13 protein-coding genes are annotated in these 15,155 nt (G+C 28.7%); 4 read left to right on the forward strand and 9 right to left on the reverse strand.

The genetic code is table 11. The features are described from left to right. Positions 1–427: 427 nt before the first annotated feature. From E6771_RS01940 to E6771_RS01955, 4 genes are all read right to left on the reverse strand, one after another. The gene (locus E6771_RS01940) at positions 428–1,603 is read right to left on the reverse strand and encodes a M20/M25/M40 family metallo-hydrolase (protein ID WP_316089271.1); all 1,176 of its coding nucleotides are present in this window, start codon (positions 1,601–1,603) and stop codon (positions 428–430) included. 77 nt (positions 1,604–1,680) lie between these two features. Continuing rightward, the gene (locus E6771_RS01945) at positions 1,681–2,199 is read right to left on the reverse strand and encodes a GNAT family N-acetyltransferase (RefSeq protein WP_316089273.1); all 519 of its coding nucleotides are present in this window, start codon (positions 2,197–2,199) and stop codon (positions 1,681–1,683) included. Positions 2,200–2,323: 124 nt separating this feature from the next. Next, on the reverse strand, positions 2,324–3,253 hold the full coding sequence (gene hdcA / locus E6771_RS01950; protein ID WP_316089274.1) for a histidine decarboxylase, pyruvoyl type: 930 nt from the start codon (positions 3,251–3,253) through the stop codon (positions 2,324–2,326). Between the two features lie 34 nt (positions 3,254–3,287). Further along, positions 3,288–4,772 (reverse strand): amino acid permease, encoded by a 1,485-nt coding sequence (locus E6771_RS01955; RefSeq protein ID WP_316089276.1) that lies wholly within the window; start codon positions 4,770–4,772, stop codon positions 3,288–3,290. A 211-nt stretch (positions 4,773–4,983) separates the two neighbouring features. On the opposite strand from E6771_RS01955, the gene adiA reads away from it, so the two are divergent. Next, a complete protein-coding gene (adiA, locus tag E6771_RS01960; protein ID WP_316089278.1) occupies positions 4,984–7,242 on the forward strand; it encodes an arginine decarboxylase in 2,259 nt (752 codons plus the stop codon). Positions 7,243–7,461: 219 nt separating this feature from the next. Here the strand turns inward: adiA and E6771_RS01965 are convergent, their stop codons facing one another. Genes E6771_RS01965 through E6771_RS01975 form a run of 3 tightly spaced genes read right to left on the reverse strand, consistent with a single transcriptional unit; the run spans position 7,462 to position 10,802 of the window. Next, positions 7,462–8,205: a DMT family transporter gene (locus E6771_RS01965; RefSeq protein WP_316089280.1), complete on the reverse strand. Its 744-nt coding sequence runs from the start codon at positions 8,203–8,205 to the stop codon at positions 7,462–7,464. 24 nt (positions 8,206–8,229) lie between these two features. Beyond that, positions 8,230–9,582, reverse strand: coding sequence for an APC family permease (locus E6771_RS01970; RefSeq protein WP_316089282.1), 1,353 nt, complete (start codon positions 9,580–9,582; stop codon positions 8,230–8,232). Positions 9,583–9,608: 26 nt separating this feature from the next. After that, positions 9,609–10,802: a MalY/PatB family protein gene (locus tag E6771_RS01975; RefSeq protein WP_316089284.1), complete on the reverse strand. Its 1,194-nt coding sequence runs from the start codon at positions 10,800–10,802 to the stop codon at positions 9,609–9,611. Positions 10,803–11,071: 269 nt separating this feature from the next. Here E6771_RS01975 and E6771_RS01980 point away from each other — a divergent pair, with 269 nt between their 5' ends. After that, positions 11,072–11,566 (forward strand): MarR family winged helix-turn-helix transcriptional regulator, encoded by a 495-nt coding sequence (locus E6771_RS01980; protein WP_316089286.1) that lies wholly within the window; start codon positions 11,072–11,074, stop codon positions 11,564–11,566. Between the two features lie 43 nt (positions 11,567–11,609). Here E6771_RS01980 and E6771_RS01985 read toward each other — a convergent pair whose 3' ends face one another. After that, on the reverse strand, positions 11,610–12,263 hold the full coding sequence (locus E6771_RS01985; protein WP_316089288.1) for a chloramphenicol acetyltransferase: 654 nt from the start codon (positions 12,261–12,263) through the stop codon (positions 11,610–11,612). Between the two features lie 17 nt (positions 12,264–12,280). After that, entirely contained in the window at positions 12,281–12,994 is a 714-nt protein-coding gene (locus E6771_RS01990; RefSeq protein WP_316089291.1) for a DNA alkylation repair protein, read from the reverse strand. Between the two features lie 140 nt (positions 12,995–13,134). Here E6771_RS01990 and pepD point away from each other — a divergent pair, with 140 nt between their 5' ends. Both pepD and E6771_RS02000 read left to right on the forward strand, forming a co-directional pair. After that, complete coding sequence (gene pepD, locus E6771_RS01995; RefSeq protein WP_316089292.1) at positions 13,135–14,568, forward strand: beta-Ala-His dipeptidase; 1,434 nt, start codon at positions 13,135–13,137, stop codon at positions 14,566–14,568. A 12-nt stretch (positions 14,569–14,580) separates the two neighbouring features. After that, positions 14,581–15,120 carry a GNAT family protein gene (locus E6771_RS02000; RefSeq protein WP_316089293.1) on the forward strand — a complete coding sequence of 180 codons (540 nt, stop codon included), beginning with the start codon at positions 14,581–14,583 and terminating at the stop codon, positions 15,118–15,120. Positions 15,121–15,155: the final 35 nt, after the last annotated feature.

The raw sequence follows: 15,155 nt of genomic DNA on the forward strand, positions 1-15,155 counted from the left end.
ACAGATCATTTTATTCTCTATTCCATTTTTTTAAATCATATTATATACGTGTATAAACGCAATAAATCAAAAATATATACCTAATCATTTTTTATTTTTTGCAAAATTTATATATATTTGTTTTATATTAATGTCACAATTTTGTCATAAACATTTTTAAGATTTATAGAATATAATCTAATAATATATTATAAAAAATATTATTAACATTTCCTTTTTTATTTTTTAAAACAAAATATTTTTATATTCACTTTTAAGAGAGTAAAAAAAGAAATTCTAAAATTCAAAATATTTATTTTATTAAATATGAATTTAAAATTAAAATAAAAACTTCATTTATAAGTAAACAATTTCTTATTTCTTTAACTGTTTACTATAAATGAAGTCTATTTATAATTTTATTCATATTTGTTTTTATTAAATGTTATCAAATCACCTCTGGCAATGATAATATTGAAGCTACAATGAGTTTTGTTCTTTCACTAAATGAGCTTATTACAGCTCTTTCTCTTATTGTATGGTTTTCGTAGCCTTGTACTCCCATTGCACAAATAGTTGGTATTCCTAGAGCTACTGTGTAAGCAGCATCAGATCCTCCACCTAAAAAGCATGGATATGGTATCCCTAAATCCAATTTTTCTGAATTTTCTTTTACTATTTCAAATAGTTTTTTATTTTTTTCAGTTTCATCCATCGAATCAAAAATCAAGATTTCTTTTAATTCAGATTTTGTTCCTTTTACATAAGATTTTTTCGTTACTCTATCTAAAAACTCTCTTATTTCTTTTATATCTGAAGCTTTTCTATATCTGACATCTATAGTCAGAATACAATTTTCTGGAATACTTCCTACATTAGTTCCACCATTAATTATTCCAACATTATAGTGAGTATTGTTATAATCATTTTCTTCTTCTATTCTAAGAATTTTATAAGCTGCTTCTTTAATTGCACTAATACCATTTTCTGGTTCATTTCCTGCATGGGCTCCTTTTCCTTGTATTATAATTTGAAATCTTGCTGCTCCTTTTCTTCCAACTACTATTCTTCCATCTGTAAAACCTGTTTCACAGTCTATTGCTGTTTTAAACCCTTTTGCTTCCTTTAAAAAAAATTCCTTACCTTTACCATTAGTAGTTTGATGCCCTACTTCTTCATCTCCTGAAAATGCAAGTTTTATAAATTTATCATATCCAATATGATTCAAAACCCTTGCAACAAAAGCCCCTATTACAACTCCACCCTTACAATCAAGAACTCCAGGACCATAGACCATATCATTATCTTCATCTATTCTTATAATCTCTTTTCCAAAGCTACCTTTTTTATGTACAGTATCTAAATGTCCAATTATAACTGTTTCAAGCTCCTTACTTCCATTATCAAAATAAGCAGTTATACTATTTCCTCCACTTTCATAATCAAATACCTGTGTTTTCATTCCAAAGCTTTTAAGATTTTTTTCTAAAAATTCAACTGCTTCATTTATTCCTTCTCTATCAGAAGATTGACTTTCTATTCTACATAAATCAAACCATAATTTTTTCATTACTTTTTCTTCTTTTTCTATGAATTCAAAAGCATTTCTTAACTTATTTTCCATCCTAATTCCCCCCTAATATGTTTTAAGTAATAATTATTTAATATAATACTCCATTTTTTTAATATGTAAAGGTTTTTTTATTTTCTTTCAAAAATATATGAAGGATGATATAATCCTGTTGGTAAATAATATCTATCTTCTATATAAGTAAATCCTAATTTTTTTATAAGATATGCTGAACCTATATTGTTGGGATTATGACCCACAAAAACAGCAGAAGCTTTTAAAATATTAAATGCATATTCTATTATTTTAGTGCATCCTTCTAAAGCAATTCCCTTTCCCCATTGCTCTTTTTTTATATGTATTCCCATTTCTAAAATATTTTTTTCTTTATCATATGGTCTCAAACCACAGCATCCAACAAATATTTCATTTTCCTTTAAATAAAGAGGAAAATATTGAACTCTAAAATTTTTATAATTTTCTATTTCTTTTGCTAATCTATTTTTTATTTCTTTTTCAGTCATTTTTCCAGAAGCTGTTATCAATTTAGTTACTTCTGGGTCTCCCCAAAGTTCATGTGCTTGTTTCATATCATTTTCTTTCCAGACACTAAAAAATAATCTATCTGTTTCTAAAATTTTCTCTCTCATTTTCTCCCCTTAAATAACATTAATTTTCTTATTATACAATTTATTTCTATAACTTACAATAAAAAAGAGGAGGTATTCCTCCTCAACATAATTGTATTTTTTAATTCTGGATTATTTTATTATACTATTTATCACAACAAGATTTTTTTCTTTTTTCTACAAGTGAATCAAATTTCATATCTTTCAACCAATCTGTTAATGTAATTTTATTCAAGGAATTAAATCCATTTGTTGGTACAGCATTTCTTGCAAGAGTTACATATGGAGCGCAAGTCAAAGATGTTCCAATTTCTCCTGGTTTCATTATAGTATAAGCAAATCCTACATATGTTCTTTCAAATAATACATCTGAGTCTTGTCCACAACTTACTACTGACCACACAACAGATTTTCTATGTTCTTCTAAGAATTTTTTTAATTCTTCTGCACTATCATTTTTAGTCCATAATCCAGCATCTTCTATAAACAAATCTGCACAGTTATCTCTATCAGCAGAAAGTGATAAAGCTATAAAACACCATACTCCATAAGCTTCTCCATCTTTTAATGGTCTATCTTCTTTTGGTCTATACGCAGTAATTCCTTTATTAGCACAAATAGTATGTGCTCCTGGTACAAGTGTAAATCTTCTTTCTTTTTCAATTCCAAAAAGTTCAATTCCTGCTTCTAATAATGGTTTTGCATCATAAACTGGTAATTTAGAACCATCAAATTGTGTGGCTTCTAAAACTGGTTGAATTTTTTTAGCTGCAACATCATCATGAGCTGCTAAATCATGCCCCCATACTTGTCCTGCTATTCCACAAAAAGATGAGGCAGTAAGCATATTTATTTGTCCTACATAAGCATCATTTATTTCAGCTCTGTCATAAGATACTATACCATCTAATAAAAAATCATCAGTCTTTTCTACAGTTCCTACAGATACTTTTAATACAGAAACATATCCATTTCCTTGAGCCCCTGGAGCTCCATATCCATCACAATAATTTTCATAAGGACTTATTGCAGTCTTATCAATTCTTGGTGCACGTACATTAGTTTCTTTTTCCATTGTAAAACCTCCAACTCTTGATTTAATCTATGCTTTAAAGACTAACTTTTTTAGTAATTAATAGTAACAAAGCTATTATTGCTATTACTGTCAATCCTATTGCCAATATTTTTTCTATATTAGTAAAAACATTTTCATTTGATGCTTTATTTTCTTTACGAGCTATATCAAAAACTAATATTCCAACAGCAAATAGAATACTAGCCATTATTAAATATTTTAAACCAGCTGCATATATAAGCCAAGCTCCATAAATACTTCCTAAAATTCCTGTAATAAGAGCAGTTTTTTCTTTTATAGTAGTATTTTTAGGAAATTGCCCTTTTGCACACATTTTCCATAAATAAAGAGTTGAAGCTATATAAGCAGGAAGTATCATAACTCCTGTAATACTCAACATTACATTCCATGCATTGCTAGCAAAATATACAAATATCATTGTTATCTGCATACCTATACTTGATATTAAAAGAGAGAAAGATGGAGTTCCATTTTTATTTACTTTAGCAAAAATTTTAGGAAAAGTTCCATCTTTAGCACAAGCATATGGAAGTTCTGCTAAAAGCATTGTCCAAACAAGCCATGAACTTAGTAGTGCAATTATCACTCCAGCATTCATGAACCAGCTTCCCCATTTTCCAACTATATTTGCAAGTATAGACGCAGAAGAAGGTGGTGCTAGTACTGATAGTTCTCCTTGAGATAAAGTCCCAAATGGAAGCATTGAAATGGCTACATATGACAACCAACATAATAAAAATCCTATCAAGGTAGCTTTACTTACTGCTGCTTGATTTTCAGCTCTATCTGAAATAACAACTGCTCCCTCTATTCCAATAAAAGCCCATAATGTTACAAGCATTGTACTCTTTATCTGTCCTCCTAAATTTCCTAAATCTACATCATTAAGAGATTTTATTGTTTCATATCCCCAAAAATTAGTATGAAACATAGAAATTTTAAATACAAATAAACACACTAAAATAAATACAGCAATAGGCACTAATTTCGCTATTGTTCCTATTGTATTAATACTAGTTGCCTGACGAACACCAGCCATTATCATAAAATACATTAACCATATTAAGATAGAACCTCCAATTATTGATGGAAGATTATTCCCTCCTTTAAAATGTGGTGGAAAGAAATAATTTAAAGAATCCATAAGTAAAATAGCATAACCTACATTGGCAAATATAGCTGAAAGCCAATATCCCCATGCCATCAAAAATCCCACAAATTTACCAAATCCTAATCTTGCATAACTATATATTCCAGATTTAGCATCTGGAACAACTGTTGATAGTACTCTAAAAGTATTAGTTAAAAAATACATTCCTATACCTGTTATTATCCAAGCAATTCCAACAGCTCCTGCTGATGCAGACTGTGCCATATTTTGTGGAAGATTATAAACACCTCCTCCAATCATAGCACTAATAACAAGACCTGCAAGTGCAATAACACCCAGCTTTTTAGTGTCATTAGTATTTGATGTACTATTATTTTCAGTACTCATAGTAATTCCTCCTTTAAAATTTCTTTTTAAACCTTTTATTGTTTCTAAAATTGGTATTCTAAAAAATTTATTTTTTCCTTTTTTAAATTTTTTTATTTTTTTAAAAGGAAAATTTTTTTTTATGTGTATGACTATGACATGAGAAGTTTATGAGAAAAAATTTAAAATACTACATGGACTTAATTTTAAAAATATATTAAGGAGGATTAAAATGAAAAGTTTAGAAGGTCAAAAATATAATATTGTTATTATTCAAAACAGCTTTTTAAATGAAGATTCACCTGTAACTAAAAGAATTTCTCTTTTAAAAAATGATTTAAAAGAAAGAGGAATTGAAGTAATAGAAGTGAAAAATTTCAAGGAAGCAACTGAAGAGATAGCTATTAATAAATCTATAGACTGTATGCTTGTAGATTGGGATATCAATAAAAAATCTATTGAAAAAGAAAAAGAATTTGTTAATTTAATTACTGTATTACATGAAAGGCAGGAAGGAGTTCCAGTATTTTTATTAGCTGAAAAAGCTGATACTGCATCATCTCTTGATGAAAGTACATTAAATTCAATTGATGAATATATATGGATATTAGAAAACGATATTAATTTCATTGGAGAACGTATTTCAGAAGAAATAAAACAATATAGAGATGCTCTTTTACCTCCATTAGCTAAAGCTGTATTCAATTATAATAAAGTTGCTGAATACTCTTGGGCAGCTCCCGGACATCAAGGAGGGGTAGGATTCTTAAAAACTGCTATTGGTAAAAAATTCTTTGATTATTATGGAGAAAACCTTTTTAGAACAGATACAGGAATTGAAAGAACAAGTTTAGGTTCTCTATTAGATCATACTGGTGCTTTTCTTGAATCAGAAAAAGATATAGCAAGAATATTTGGTTCTGACAGAAGTTATAGTGTATTAGTAGGAACTTCTGGTTCTAACAGAACTGTTTTCCAAGCATGTCTTACAGATGAAGATACTGCTCTTGTTGACAGAAACTGCCATAAATCTATTGAACAAGGTCTTATTCTTACAGGAGCAAAACCAGTATATATGATTCCAACAAGAAATAGATATGGAATAATTGGACCCATTCTTCCTGAACAAATGAAAAAAGAAATTGAATCAGATTCTAAATATGTTGTAGTTACTAATTGTACTTATGATGGAGTTTCATATAATGCTGCAAAAGTTGAAGAAATATTCCAAGGAAAAGCAGATTACATCCATTTTGATGAAGCTTGGTATGGTTATGCAAGATTCAATGAGCTATACAAAGATCATTTTGCTATGAGAGGAAACCCAAAGGATTATAAAAATGAATCTACGATCTTTGCAACTCATTCAACACATAAATTATTAAATGCTTTGTCTCAAGCTTCATTTATTCATGTAAGAAATGGTAAAAATCCTATTGATGAAGATAGGTTTAATCAATCATATATGATGCATGCTACAACTTCTCCTCTATATGCAATTGCTGTATCAAATGATATTGGTGCTGCAATGATGGATGGAAATTCTGGTAAATCATTAATAAAAGAAGTAATAAATGAAGCAGTTGAATTCCGTCAAGAAATTGGAAAATTATATAAAGAATTTATGGCTAAAAATGACTGGTTCTTTAAACCTTGGAATGCTGAAAAAGTAATCGATCCTAAAACTAAAAAAGAATATAATTTTGAAGAAGCTCCTATAGAACTTCTTACTACTGAACAAGATTGCTGGGTAATGCATCCAGAAGATAAATGGCATGGTTTTGCTGATCTTCCTGAAAATTGGGCAATGTTAGATCCTATTAAAGTCAGCATTCTTGCTCCAGGAATGGGGGATAATGGAGAACTTCTTGAAAAAGGTGTTCCTGCTGCATTAGTCTCTGCATATTTGGCAAAATATGGTATAGTTCCTACTAGAACAACAGATTTCCAAGTTATGTTCCTATTTTCTATGGGTATTACAGAAGGAAAATGGAGTACTCTTGTAAATGTACTTCTTTCATTCAAAAAACATTATGATAATAATACTTTATTAAAAGATGTTCTTCCAGAATTAGTTGCTGCTCATCCTGAACATTATGGAGAAATGGGATTCCATGATTTAGGAGATGAGATGTTTGCTTATTTAAAAGCTAATAACCCTGGAAAAGTTTTAAATGAAGCATATTCTACTCTTCCTAAGTCTGAAATGCTACCAAGAGAAGCTTATAATAAAATTGTAAGTCAAGAAGTAGAATTAGTTCCTGCTGATAAATTAGTAGGTAGAGTAACAGCCAACTCTGTTATCCCTTATCCACCTGGTATCCCAATGCTTATGTCTGGTGAAAATTTTGGAGATGAAAACAGTCCTCAAATTAAATACCTAAAAGCATTATCTCTTTGGGATAAAGCATTCCCAGGATTTGAACATGAAACTGAAGGAACTCATGTAATTGATGGAGTTTACCATGTTCTTTGTGTAAAAGAAAAATAATATAATATTTAGTTTTCTAGTAAAAATTAAAGTACACCCTGAATATTTAAGGTGTACTTTTTTTAATTTATACTTTTTTTTGACTTATGGCAAGAGATACTATCACTAAAAACATAGCTGTTATTTGAATAAGTGTAATTTTTTCTTTCAATATTAAGAATTAAAGTATTATCGAAAAAATTGGAATTAAATTAGTGTACATAGAAGCTTTTATTGGACCTATTTTTTTATTCCCTGCTGCTGCAGCATAAAAGCAGCTAATGATGAAAATATTCCCATATATATCAGTGATCCTTTTGCTTTTAAAGATACTTCTCCTATTTTATACATATCCCTTTCTACATATAAGGCTGGTGATAGAATTAAAGCTGTAAAAATAAATAAAAATGTTAATATTTTAGTTGGTGAATATTTTTTTAAAACCTTTTTTGAACCTATTATATATACACTATTTGATATTACTGCTCCCAGTATTATTAAATCTCCTGCATTAAGATGAATAGATAAAAGAAAATCAATATTTCCATTAGTTAGCAAAAGTATTATGCCACTAATTGAGAGTACCATTGCTGCAACATTTTTAATATTTATCTTTTCTTTAAAAAATAATACACTTATTAAATAAACTATTATAGGAGTAGTACTGGATATTATTGCAGTACTAACTGGAGAAGTCATTCCTATTCCTTTAAAGAATAATACTCCGTTTAAAACTATTCCTAAAAATGATAAGAATAAAAAATATAATATATCTCTGCTTTCAATATCAAATTCTTTTTCCTTGAAATAGTGTATTATTCCCATTCCAAGACCTGCCAATAAATATCTTATTGAAGTCAATATCATAGGCGGCATTTCTGCTGAACAAAATTTACCTACAATTAAACCTAAAGCCCAAAAAAATGTTGCCCCAAATAGATAAAAATTTTCTTTCTTCATCATTTTAACTTCTTTTATATTCATATGCTTTTTTATATTAATTCTCCTCTATTGTTCTTCATAACTTATTTCCATGTCAACTTTACCACTTTTTTCACGAAAATATCCGAAAAGAAGTGCAATAACACATACTAACAAATTCAATCCCATTTTTGACCATGTCATAGTACGAAGACTCATATAAGCACCAAATATACTTGCTAAAGTTCCAACAATTGTCCAGAACCATAATACTCCAGTTGTTGTATGCCAACGTGATTTGCTCCATTCGTTAGGTATAACCTGTGGCAGACGAAATACAAATACTGCTAGTAATACATCCATCACATTAGAAGCAAAAACTGCTGTTCCTGAAATAGTATTCATATTGAAGTTAAAAATTAAAGGTAACAATCCCACTAAGTAGAAAAATAATATTAAATTATGAGGAGTTTTATATTTAGAATTTATAGCTCCTAATTTTTTAGGAAGCCATCCATCTATACAACCTTGAAGCAATGGTTTTGTACACCAACCCATTTGAGCATTTAAAGTAGTTAAAAGGGCAAACATTGCTCCTCCAATCAAGAAAAATACATATAATGGACCTGGTAAAATTTTAGAAGCCACCAGAGATAATGGCTGCCCCATAACATCTCCTATAGGAAGAATCCCTGTTGCAACTATTGCCATAAAAGCATAGAATACAGCTACAACCACTGTAGAAACAATTATAACAAATGGCATATCTTTTGTTGGATCTTTTGCTTCAGCAGAAAAATTGATAATATTTTGAGCTCCACCACATGCAAAAGTTAATATCGCTGCTGCACTGCAGAATCCCAATGATCCATCTGTAAACATTCCTTCTGGCTTCATATACTCTACATAATTAACTTTAAATATTCCAAATGCTGTAAAAATAGCTAAGGCTAGCATCAGACATACAACTAATAACTGCTGTACTCTAGCTGCATTTTTAACTCCAACAAGATTAACTCCTGTTACTATTGTTAAAACTACTATTGCAACAATTTGAATATTTATTCCATGAACAGCCTGCTCAAAATACTGTCCAATTGATAGAGCATACATAGACAAAGAAATATTACTTAAAATATGAATGATTAAATAAGCTCCAGCAAGTACATTAGTAGATAATAATGCAATATAGGTATAACTACCTCCACGCATACGAATAGAACCTAATACAAAAAGTCTGGGAGCCAACTTTAATAATGTAAGAACTGCTGCTATTGCAAATGCAAAACTTGCAGAACGCCCAGTTAATCCTATTGCTTGTGGTAAAAGTGAAAAAATTCCAGCTCCAATAATCTGTCCTACAGCAATTGCAAAAAAATCTTTTTTACCTAAGACTCTATCAAGATCTTTTGTACTGCTAATGGTTTTTGAACTACTCATCTTAATCCCCTCTTTTTATTTTAAAATTATTTAACAGTCAAAGCAGAAACTAACCCATTAACTGCTTTTTCCACCCATTCTGGAGTTGTTGCCAAATTGAGTCTGATAAATCCTTCTCCACCTTTTCCAAACCAATCTCCATAGTCTACTGCTAGTCTAGCCTTAGTTTGTATAAACTCTTTCATTCCACTTTCATTAGTTTTTCCAATATAAGCACTTAAATCCAACCATGCCAAATAAGTCCCTTCCAATGGACTCAACTTAGCTTCTGGCAATTCTTTAGATAAACGAGTTTTTATATATTCATAATTATCTCTGATAATTTCTATAACAGTATCAAGCCATTCTCTTCCATGTGTATAAGCAGCTTCTATAGCATAATATCCCAGCATATTTCCTGTATCTTCATGAAGAGTAACCATTAATTCATCAAATTGTTTACGAAGTTCCTCTCCTGGTATAATAACAAAAGAATTTTTCATTCCAGCTAAATTAAATGTTTTTGAAGCAGCTGTTAAGACAATCATAATATCAGCATATTTTTCTTTTGATACTATAGCTGAAGGAATATGAGGATGATTACCTATAATTAAATCATGATGTATTTCATCACTTATAACTTTAACATTATGTTTTTTGCAAATAACAAAAAGTTTATCTAATTCTTCTTCTCTCCAAACACGTCCAACTGGATTATGTGGACTGCATAAAATATATAATTTAACATTGTTTTCAACTATTTTTCTTTCAAAATCATCAAAATCTATTGTATAAACCCCATTAGTATTTACTAATTCGCTATATATCAATTTTCTTCCAACATCTTCTATTGCATGATGAAATGGATAGTATACTGGCATGTTTATAATTATAGCATCATCTTTTTTTGTCAGCATATTAACACACCAGAAAATACCAGTTACAACTCCAGGAGTAAAACGAATCCAATCTTTTTTTAATTCCCAGTTGTGATATTTTTTTTCCCAGTTTATAAAAGATTCATAATATTCATTTCTAGTAAGTGAATAACCAAATATTCCAAAATCAATCTTATTGTGAAGTGCCTCTATAACTTCTTTTGGAGCTTTAAAATCCATATCTGCTACCCACATAGATATCAAGTCAGAATCTCCATATTTGTCTTTTAAGATATCCCATTTTGAACAATTGGTATTATGACGATCTGGACAATTTTCTTTTAAAAATTTTTCTTTTTCCATATTAATTCCTCCTTAAAAATAGTTTAAATACTAAACTATATTATGGTTCGATTATAATACAAACACTCAAAAAAATCAATAATAATCTTAATTTTTAAATATCTTTTTTAAATATTTATATTATAATATTTTAATGATTAAATAATTTTATATTTTTAAAGATATAGACAAAGATTTTTTTTTATTATATACTACATAGTAGTAAGCTTTATTTTAAAAAATAGTTTAATAGTTAAAATATTGATTATAAAAGAAAGGACAGAGATAAATTGAAATATAAAAAAGAACCTAGTGCAGAGCTTTTTCAAATGATGAAAGAACGTATTAACCATATTTATAATTTTGTAAAATTATATAATGATTATACGAATACTCCACATGACTATGGAACTGGTGATAAAATAAATATGTTAGGAATACATATTCTTACTGATATCGAAGAAAATCCTAAAATTACAGTTACTGAATTAGCTTCTAAATGGTACAGAACTAAAGGTGGAATTTCTCAAATTATAAAAATGTTGGAAGAAAGGGGATATATTTTTAAAGAAAAAGTAGAAACAAATAAAAAAATTTTTCATTTGTATCCAACTCCAAAAGGAACAGAATTAAGTTTAGCCCATAAAATGTATGATTTAAAAAATCTAAATCATACACTTGAATATCTTCTTGAGCATTGTACAGAAGAGGAATTGTATGCTTTTCACAAAGTTATTGATTGCTATATTAAAATATTAAGCAATAACCAGATTCAAGATAAATAATTATTTTTTAAAAGTAAAGAGGTCGAAATTAATCAACCTCTTTTTATATATTCAGCCAGTTTTCTATATCTAAAACTATTTCCTGAATATCATTTATTAGCTTACATGTATGGTATCCATCAGCTACTGCATGAGCAACAAATACAGAAAATGGAAGCAATGTTTTTTTATCTTTTTTGTAATATTTACCAAATACAGTTACAGGAAAAAGCATATTTGACTCACTGTAAGTATCATTACTATATCCTGTAAAACTTAACCATGGAATTGATGAAACTGGAGAAAAGTTACCAGGTCGTTCAGGTTTACTTTTTATTCCTTTTATATCTTTATATTTTTCCATATCTTTCACAACATTGGAATAAAAAATAGAAAAAACTTCTGAGTATTCACTCCATATGTCTGAAAAAGTTTTATCATCTTTATGAAAAATAGTATAAGATGGATTACAGTAATCCCAATAACCTAAATTTCCATCTTTATCATAGCTCATTCTAAATTCTTTATTTTCATTGATTCCTCTCATAACTGCATAAATAAGTACTGGATAAAGTTTTAAGTTCTTTTCTTTTACTAATTCCAAAAGTTTTGTTATATCCATATCTATATTGAGATTATACTTAGATTTTATAAAATTTATATAATAATAGTAATATTCCTTTCTCTCCCAAGTATCAATATTTATTTTATGAAACATATTGTTACCTCCCAGAATTACTTTTTAAAACTTTTTACCAGTTCTTTATCTTCCTCACTTACCCTAAAAGATTCTCTTATTTTTTGAATAGCTTTATTCTGTGCCCAATTATCTAAGGTGTTGTTTTTTAAATATTCTAAAGTTTCATTTCTAAATTTTATAAATAAAGTTGAAATAAGCCATGCTTGTCCCATCTGTACATAATATTCCTTATTTTTTACTGCTGAACATATTTTAAAAGTTTCATTTATATATTCTTTTTCTGTATAATAAGACATAAGAGTTATAAGTCCAAATCTTATTTTCCATTGATTATCAGACTCAGCCATTTTCTTAACTAAAGGATAAAAAAATTCTTTTTCTTTTTTTATTATTTTCAAATTACCAATAAAACTGTCACATATTCCCCAATTATTTATTTCATCAACAAATTTCTCTATATATTCTTTTATTATTTTTTTATCTGCTTTTACAAATCCTATAATCAGTCCTCTTATTCCTGTCTCTTCATAGTATTTTCCTTTTTTTTGAGAGAGAAAACCTTTCCAATCTCCTTTAGCTATCTTTTTAGCTATATCTTTTATTATTGGGCTTCTTAAACCTATTACTTCAACCTCTGCTCCAATCACCTTATTATGAAATTCTTTATATTTTTCATCTTGTAATTTTTTCAATTCATCAATAAAGATTTCATAATTTTTTTTATTCCATTTTATTAAAGTATAATCCATTTTTATCCCCCTTGTTCATATTTTATGTTCTCACTTATATATATACCTTAATATTTTAAAAAAATCAAAATATCTCTTGCTAAAAGTAATATTTTAGGGTAATAATTACATATAACATTTAAAATAGGGGAGGAATAAAAATGAGTTATGTTTTAAATGAATATCTGCCACATCAAAAATATTTTGAGGATATTTCCAGAATACCTCATGGTTCACACAATGAAAAAGAATTAAGTGACTATCTTGTAAAATTTGCTGGTAATCTAGGGCTAAAAGTTAAACAAGATAAATTGTATAATGTCATAATCTACAAACCTGCAAGTGAAGGTTATGAAAATCATCCTGTAGTTATTCTTCAATCTCACATAGATATGGTTTGTGAAAAAAATGGAGACTGTGATTTTGATTTTGAAAAAGATTCTTTACAATTATATATAGAAGATGGTTTTGTAAAAGCAAAAGGAACTACTCTAGGAGCTGATGATGGTGCTGGTGCTGCTTTGACAATGGCTGTTCTTGCTGATAAAACTTTAAAACATCCTGCTCTGGAATGTGTTTTTACAGTATGTGAGGAAGTTGGTCTTATAGGGGCTCAGGCTCTTGATAAAAAAGATTTTACTTCTAAAAGACTTATCAATTTAGATAACAGCAGTGCATTAAGTACTTATGTTTCTTGTTCTGGAGGTTTAAGATTCAGATTTAAAAAGAAATTAGAAATGGTAAAATGTAATTCTTCAATTTACAAATTGGAAGTAAGAGGACTCTATGGAGGTCATTCAGGTGGAAATATTCATCTTGAAAGAGGAAATTCAAATAAAATATGCAGCAGAGTTCTTTATCATTTAAACAAAGAAGTTGGAATTAACCTTGTAAATATGGATGGAGGTTCAAAGGAAAATGCTATTCCTAGAGAAGCCACTGCTGTTTTTGCAAGTGACGCTGATTTTGAAAAAATCAAAAATATTGTTGCCAGACAGGGAGAAAAGATCAAAAAAGAACTTATGTATAGTGATGCTGGACTTACTGTAGAAGTTTATGAAGATAGAGCTGAAAAAATGTGTACAAAAGATATAAGTGATTCTATAATTACTATGTTCTATATGCTTCCCAATGGATTTAAACATAGAAGTATGGTAATTGATGATCTCACAGTTGCATCACAAAATATGGGAGTCATAAAGACTGTAGATAACGAAATTATCTGTACTTATTCTCTTCGTGGAGCAATAGAATCATATAATGATGAAGGTATGGAAGTATTAGTTAATTTCTGTAATATATTTGGTTTTGAATGGGAAAGTGGTTCACGTTATCCAGCTTGGGAATATACTGAAATTTCTGATATGAGAGAAATTTTAAAAACTGTATATAAAGATTTTTATAATAGAGATATCCAAATTAAAGCTACTCATGGTGGCCTTGAATGTGGAGTGTTCAAAAAAATAATTCCTGATATTGATATAGTTACCCTTGGAGCTGATTCTTATGATGTACATACTCCTAATGAAAGAATGAACTTAGAATCATTTGACAATACATATAAACTTCTTGTACAATATTTGGAAAATCTTTAGGAGGTAGAATTCATGATAGAAGGAAAAAAAATAATTTTGCGTGCTTATAAAGAAAGCGATGTTGAAGTTTCTTTTAATCTTATAAATACTTTAAATATAAGGACAATGCTTGGAAGAATTGATATCTTTCCTTCCTCTATGGCTGCTCAAAAAGAATTTGTAGAAAAAACTATAAGCAATACTGGACCAACTTTCAACTTTGCTATTGAAGAAAAAGAAAGTGGTAGATATATTGGTGGATGCGGAATAAATTCCTATGATTCTAAAAACAGAAAAGTTGTTATTGGATTATGGCTTGGAGAAGAATATCAAGAAAAAGGTTATGGAAGTGATACTCTTCGAACTCTCTGCAGCTTTATTTTTGATGAAATGAATATCCATAAAATTGATCTTGATTATTTTAGTTTTAATGAAAAAGGAAAAAAATGTTATGAAAAAGTTGGTTTTAAACAAGAAGGAATAAGAAGAAAAGAACTTTTTAGATTTGGAAAATATCACGATATAATTGAAATGGGACTTTTTAAAGAAGATCTCATCTTAAAAGAAGATTAAAAAATAGGAAGCTCCTATTGGAGCTTCCTATTTTT

Source organism: Fusobacterium sp., from assembly GCF_032477075.1.
Lineage (GTDB): Bacteria > Fusobacteriota > Fusobacteriia > Fusobacteriales > Fusobacteriaceae > Fusobacterium_A.

Bases quoted from the DNA above. Each gene is read 5' to 3' on its own strand.
- E6771_RS01940 (WP_316089271.1), bottom strand. From the start codon at position 1,603: ATGGAAAATAAGTTAAGAAATGCTTTTGAATTCATAGAAAAAGAAGAA.
- E6771_RS01945 (WP_316089273.1), bottom strand. From the start codon at position 2,199: ATGAGAGAGAAAATTTTAGAAACAGATAGATTATTTTTTAGTGTCTGG.
- hdcA (WP_316089274.1), bottom strand. From the start codon at position 3,253: ATGGAAAAAGAAACTAATGTACGTGCACCAAGAATTGATAAGACTGCA.
- E6771_RS01955 (WP_316089276.1), bottom strand. From the start codon at position 4,772: ATGAGTACTGAAAATAATAGTACATCAAATACTAATGACACTAAAAAG.
- adiA (WP_316089278.1), top strand. From the start codon at position 4,984: ATGAAAAGTTTAGAAGGTCAAAAATATAATATTGTTATTATTCAAAAC.
- E6771_RS01965 (WP_316089280.1), bottom strand. From the start codon at position 8,205: ATGAATATAAAAGAAGTTAAAATGATGAAGAAAGAAAATTTTTATCTA.
- E6771_RS01970 (WP_316089282.1), bottom strand. From the start codon at position 9,582: ATGAGTAGTTCAAAAACCATTAGCAGTACAAAAGATCTTGATAGAGTC.
- E6771_RS01975 (WP_316089284.1), bottom strand. From the start codon at position 10,802: ATGGAAAAAGAAAAATTTTTAAAAGAAAATTGTCCAGATCGTCATAAT.
- E6771_RS01985 (WP_316089288.1), bottom strand. From the start codon at position 12,263: ATGTTTCATAAAATAAATATTGATACTTGGGAGAGAAAGGAATATTAC.
- E6771_RS01990 (WP_316089291.1), bottom strand. From the start codon at position 12,994: ATGGATTATACTTTAATAAAATGGAATAAAAAAAATTATGAAATCTTT.
- pepD (WP_316089292.1), top strand. From the start codon at position 13,135: ATGAGTTATGTTTTAAATGAATATCTGCCACATCAAAAATATTTTGAG.
- E6771_RS02000 (WP_316089293.1), top strand. From the start codon at position 14,581: ATGATAGAAGGAAAAAAAATAATTTTGCGTGCTTATAAAGAAAGCGAT.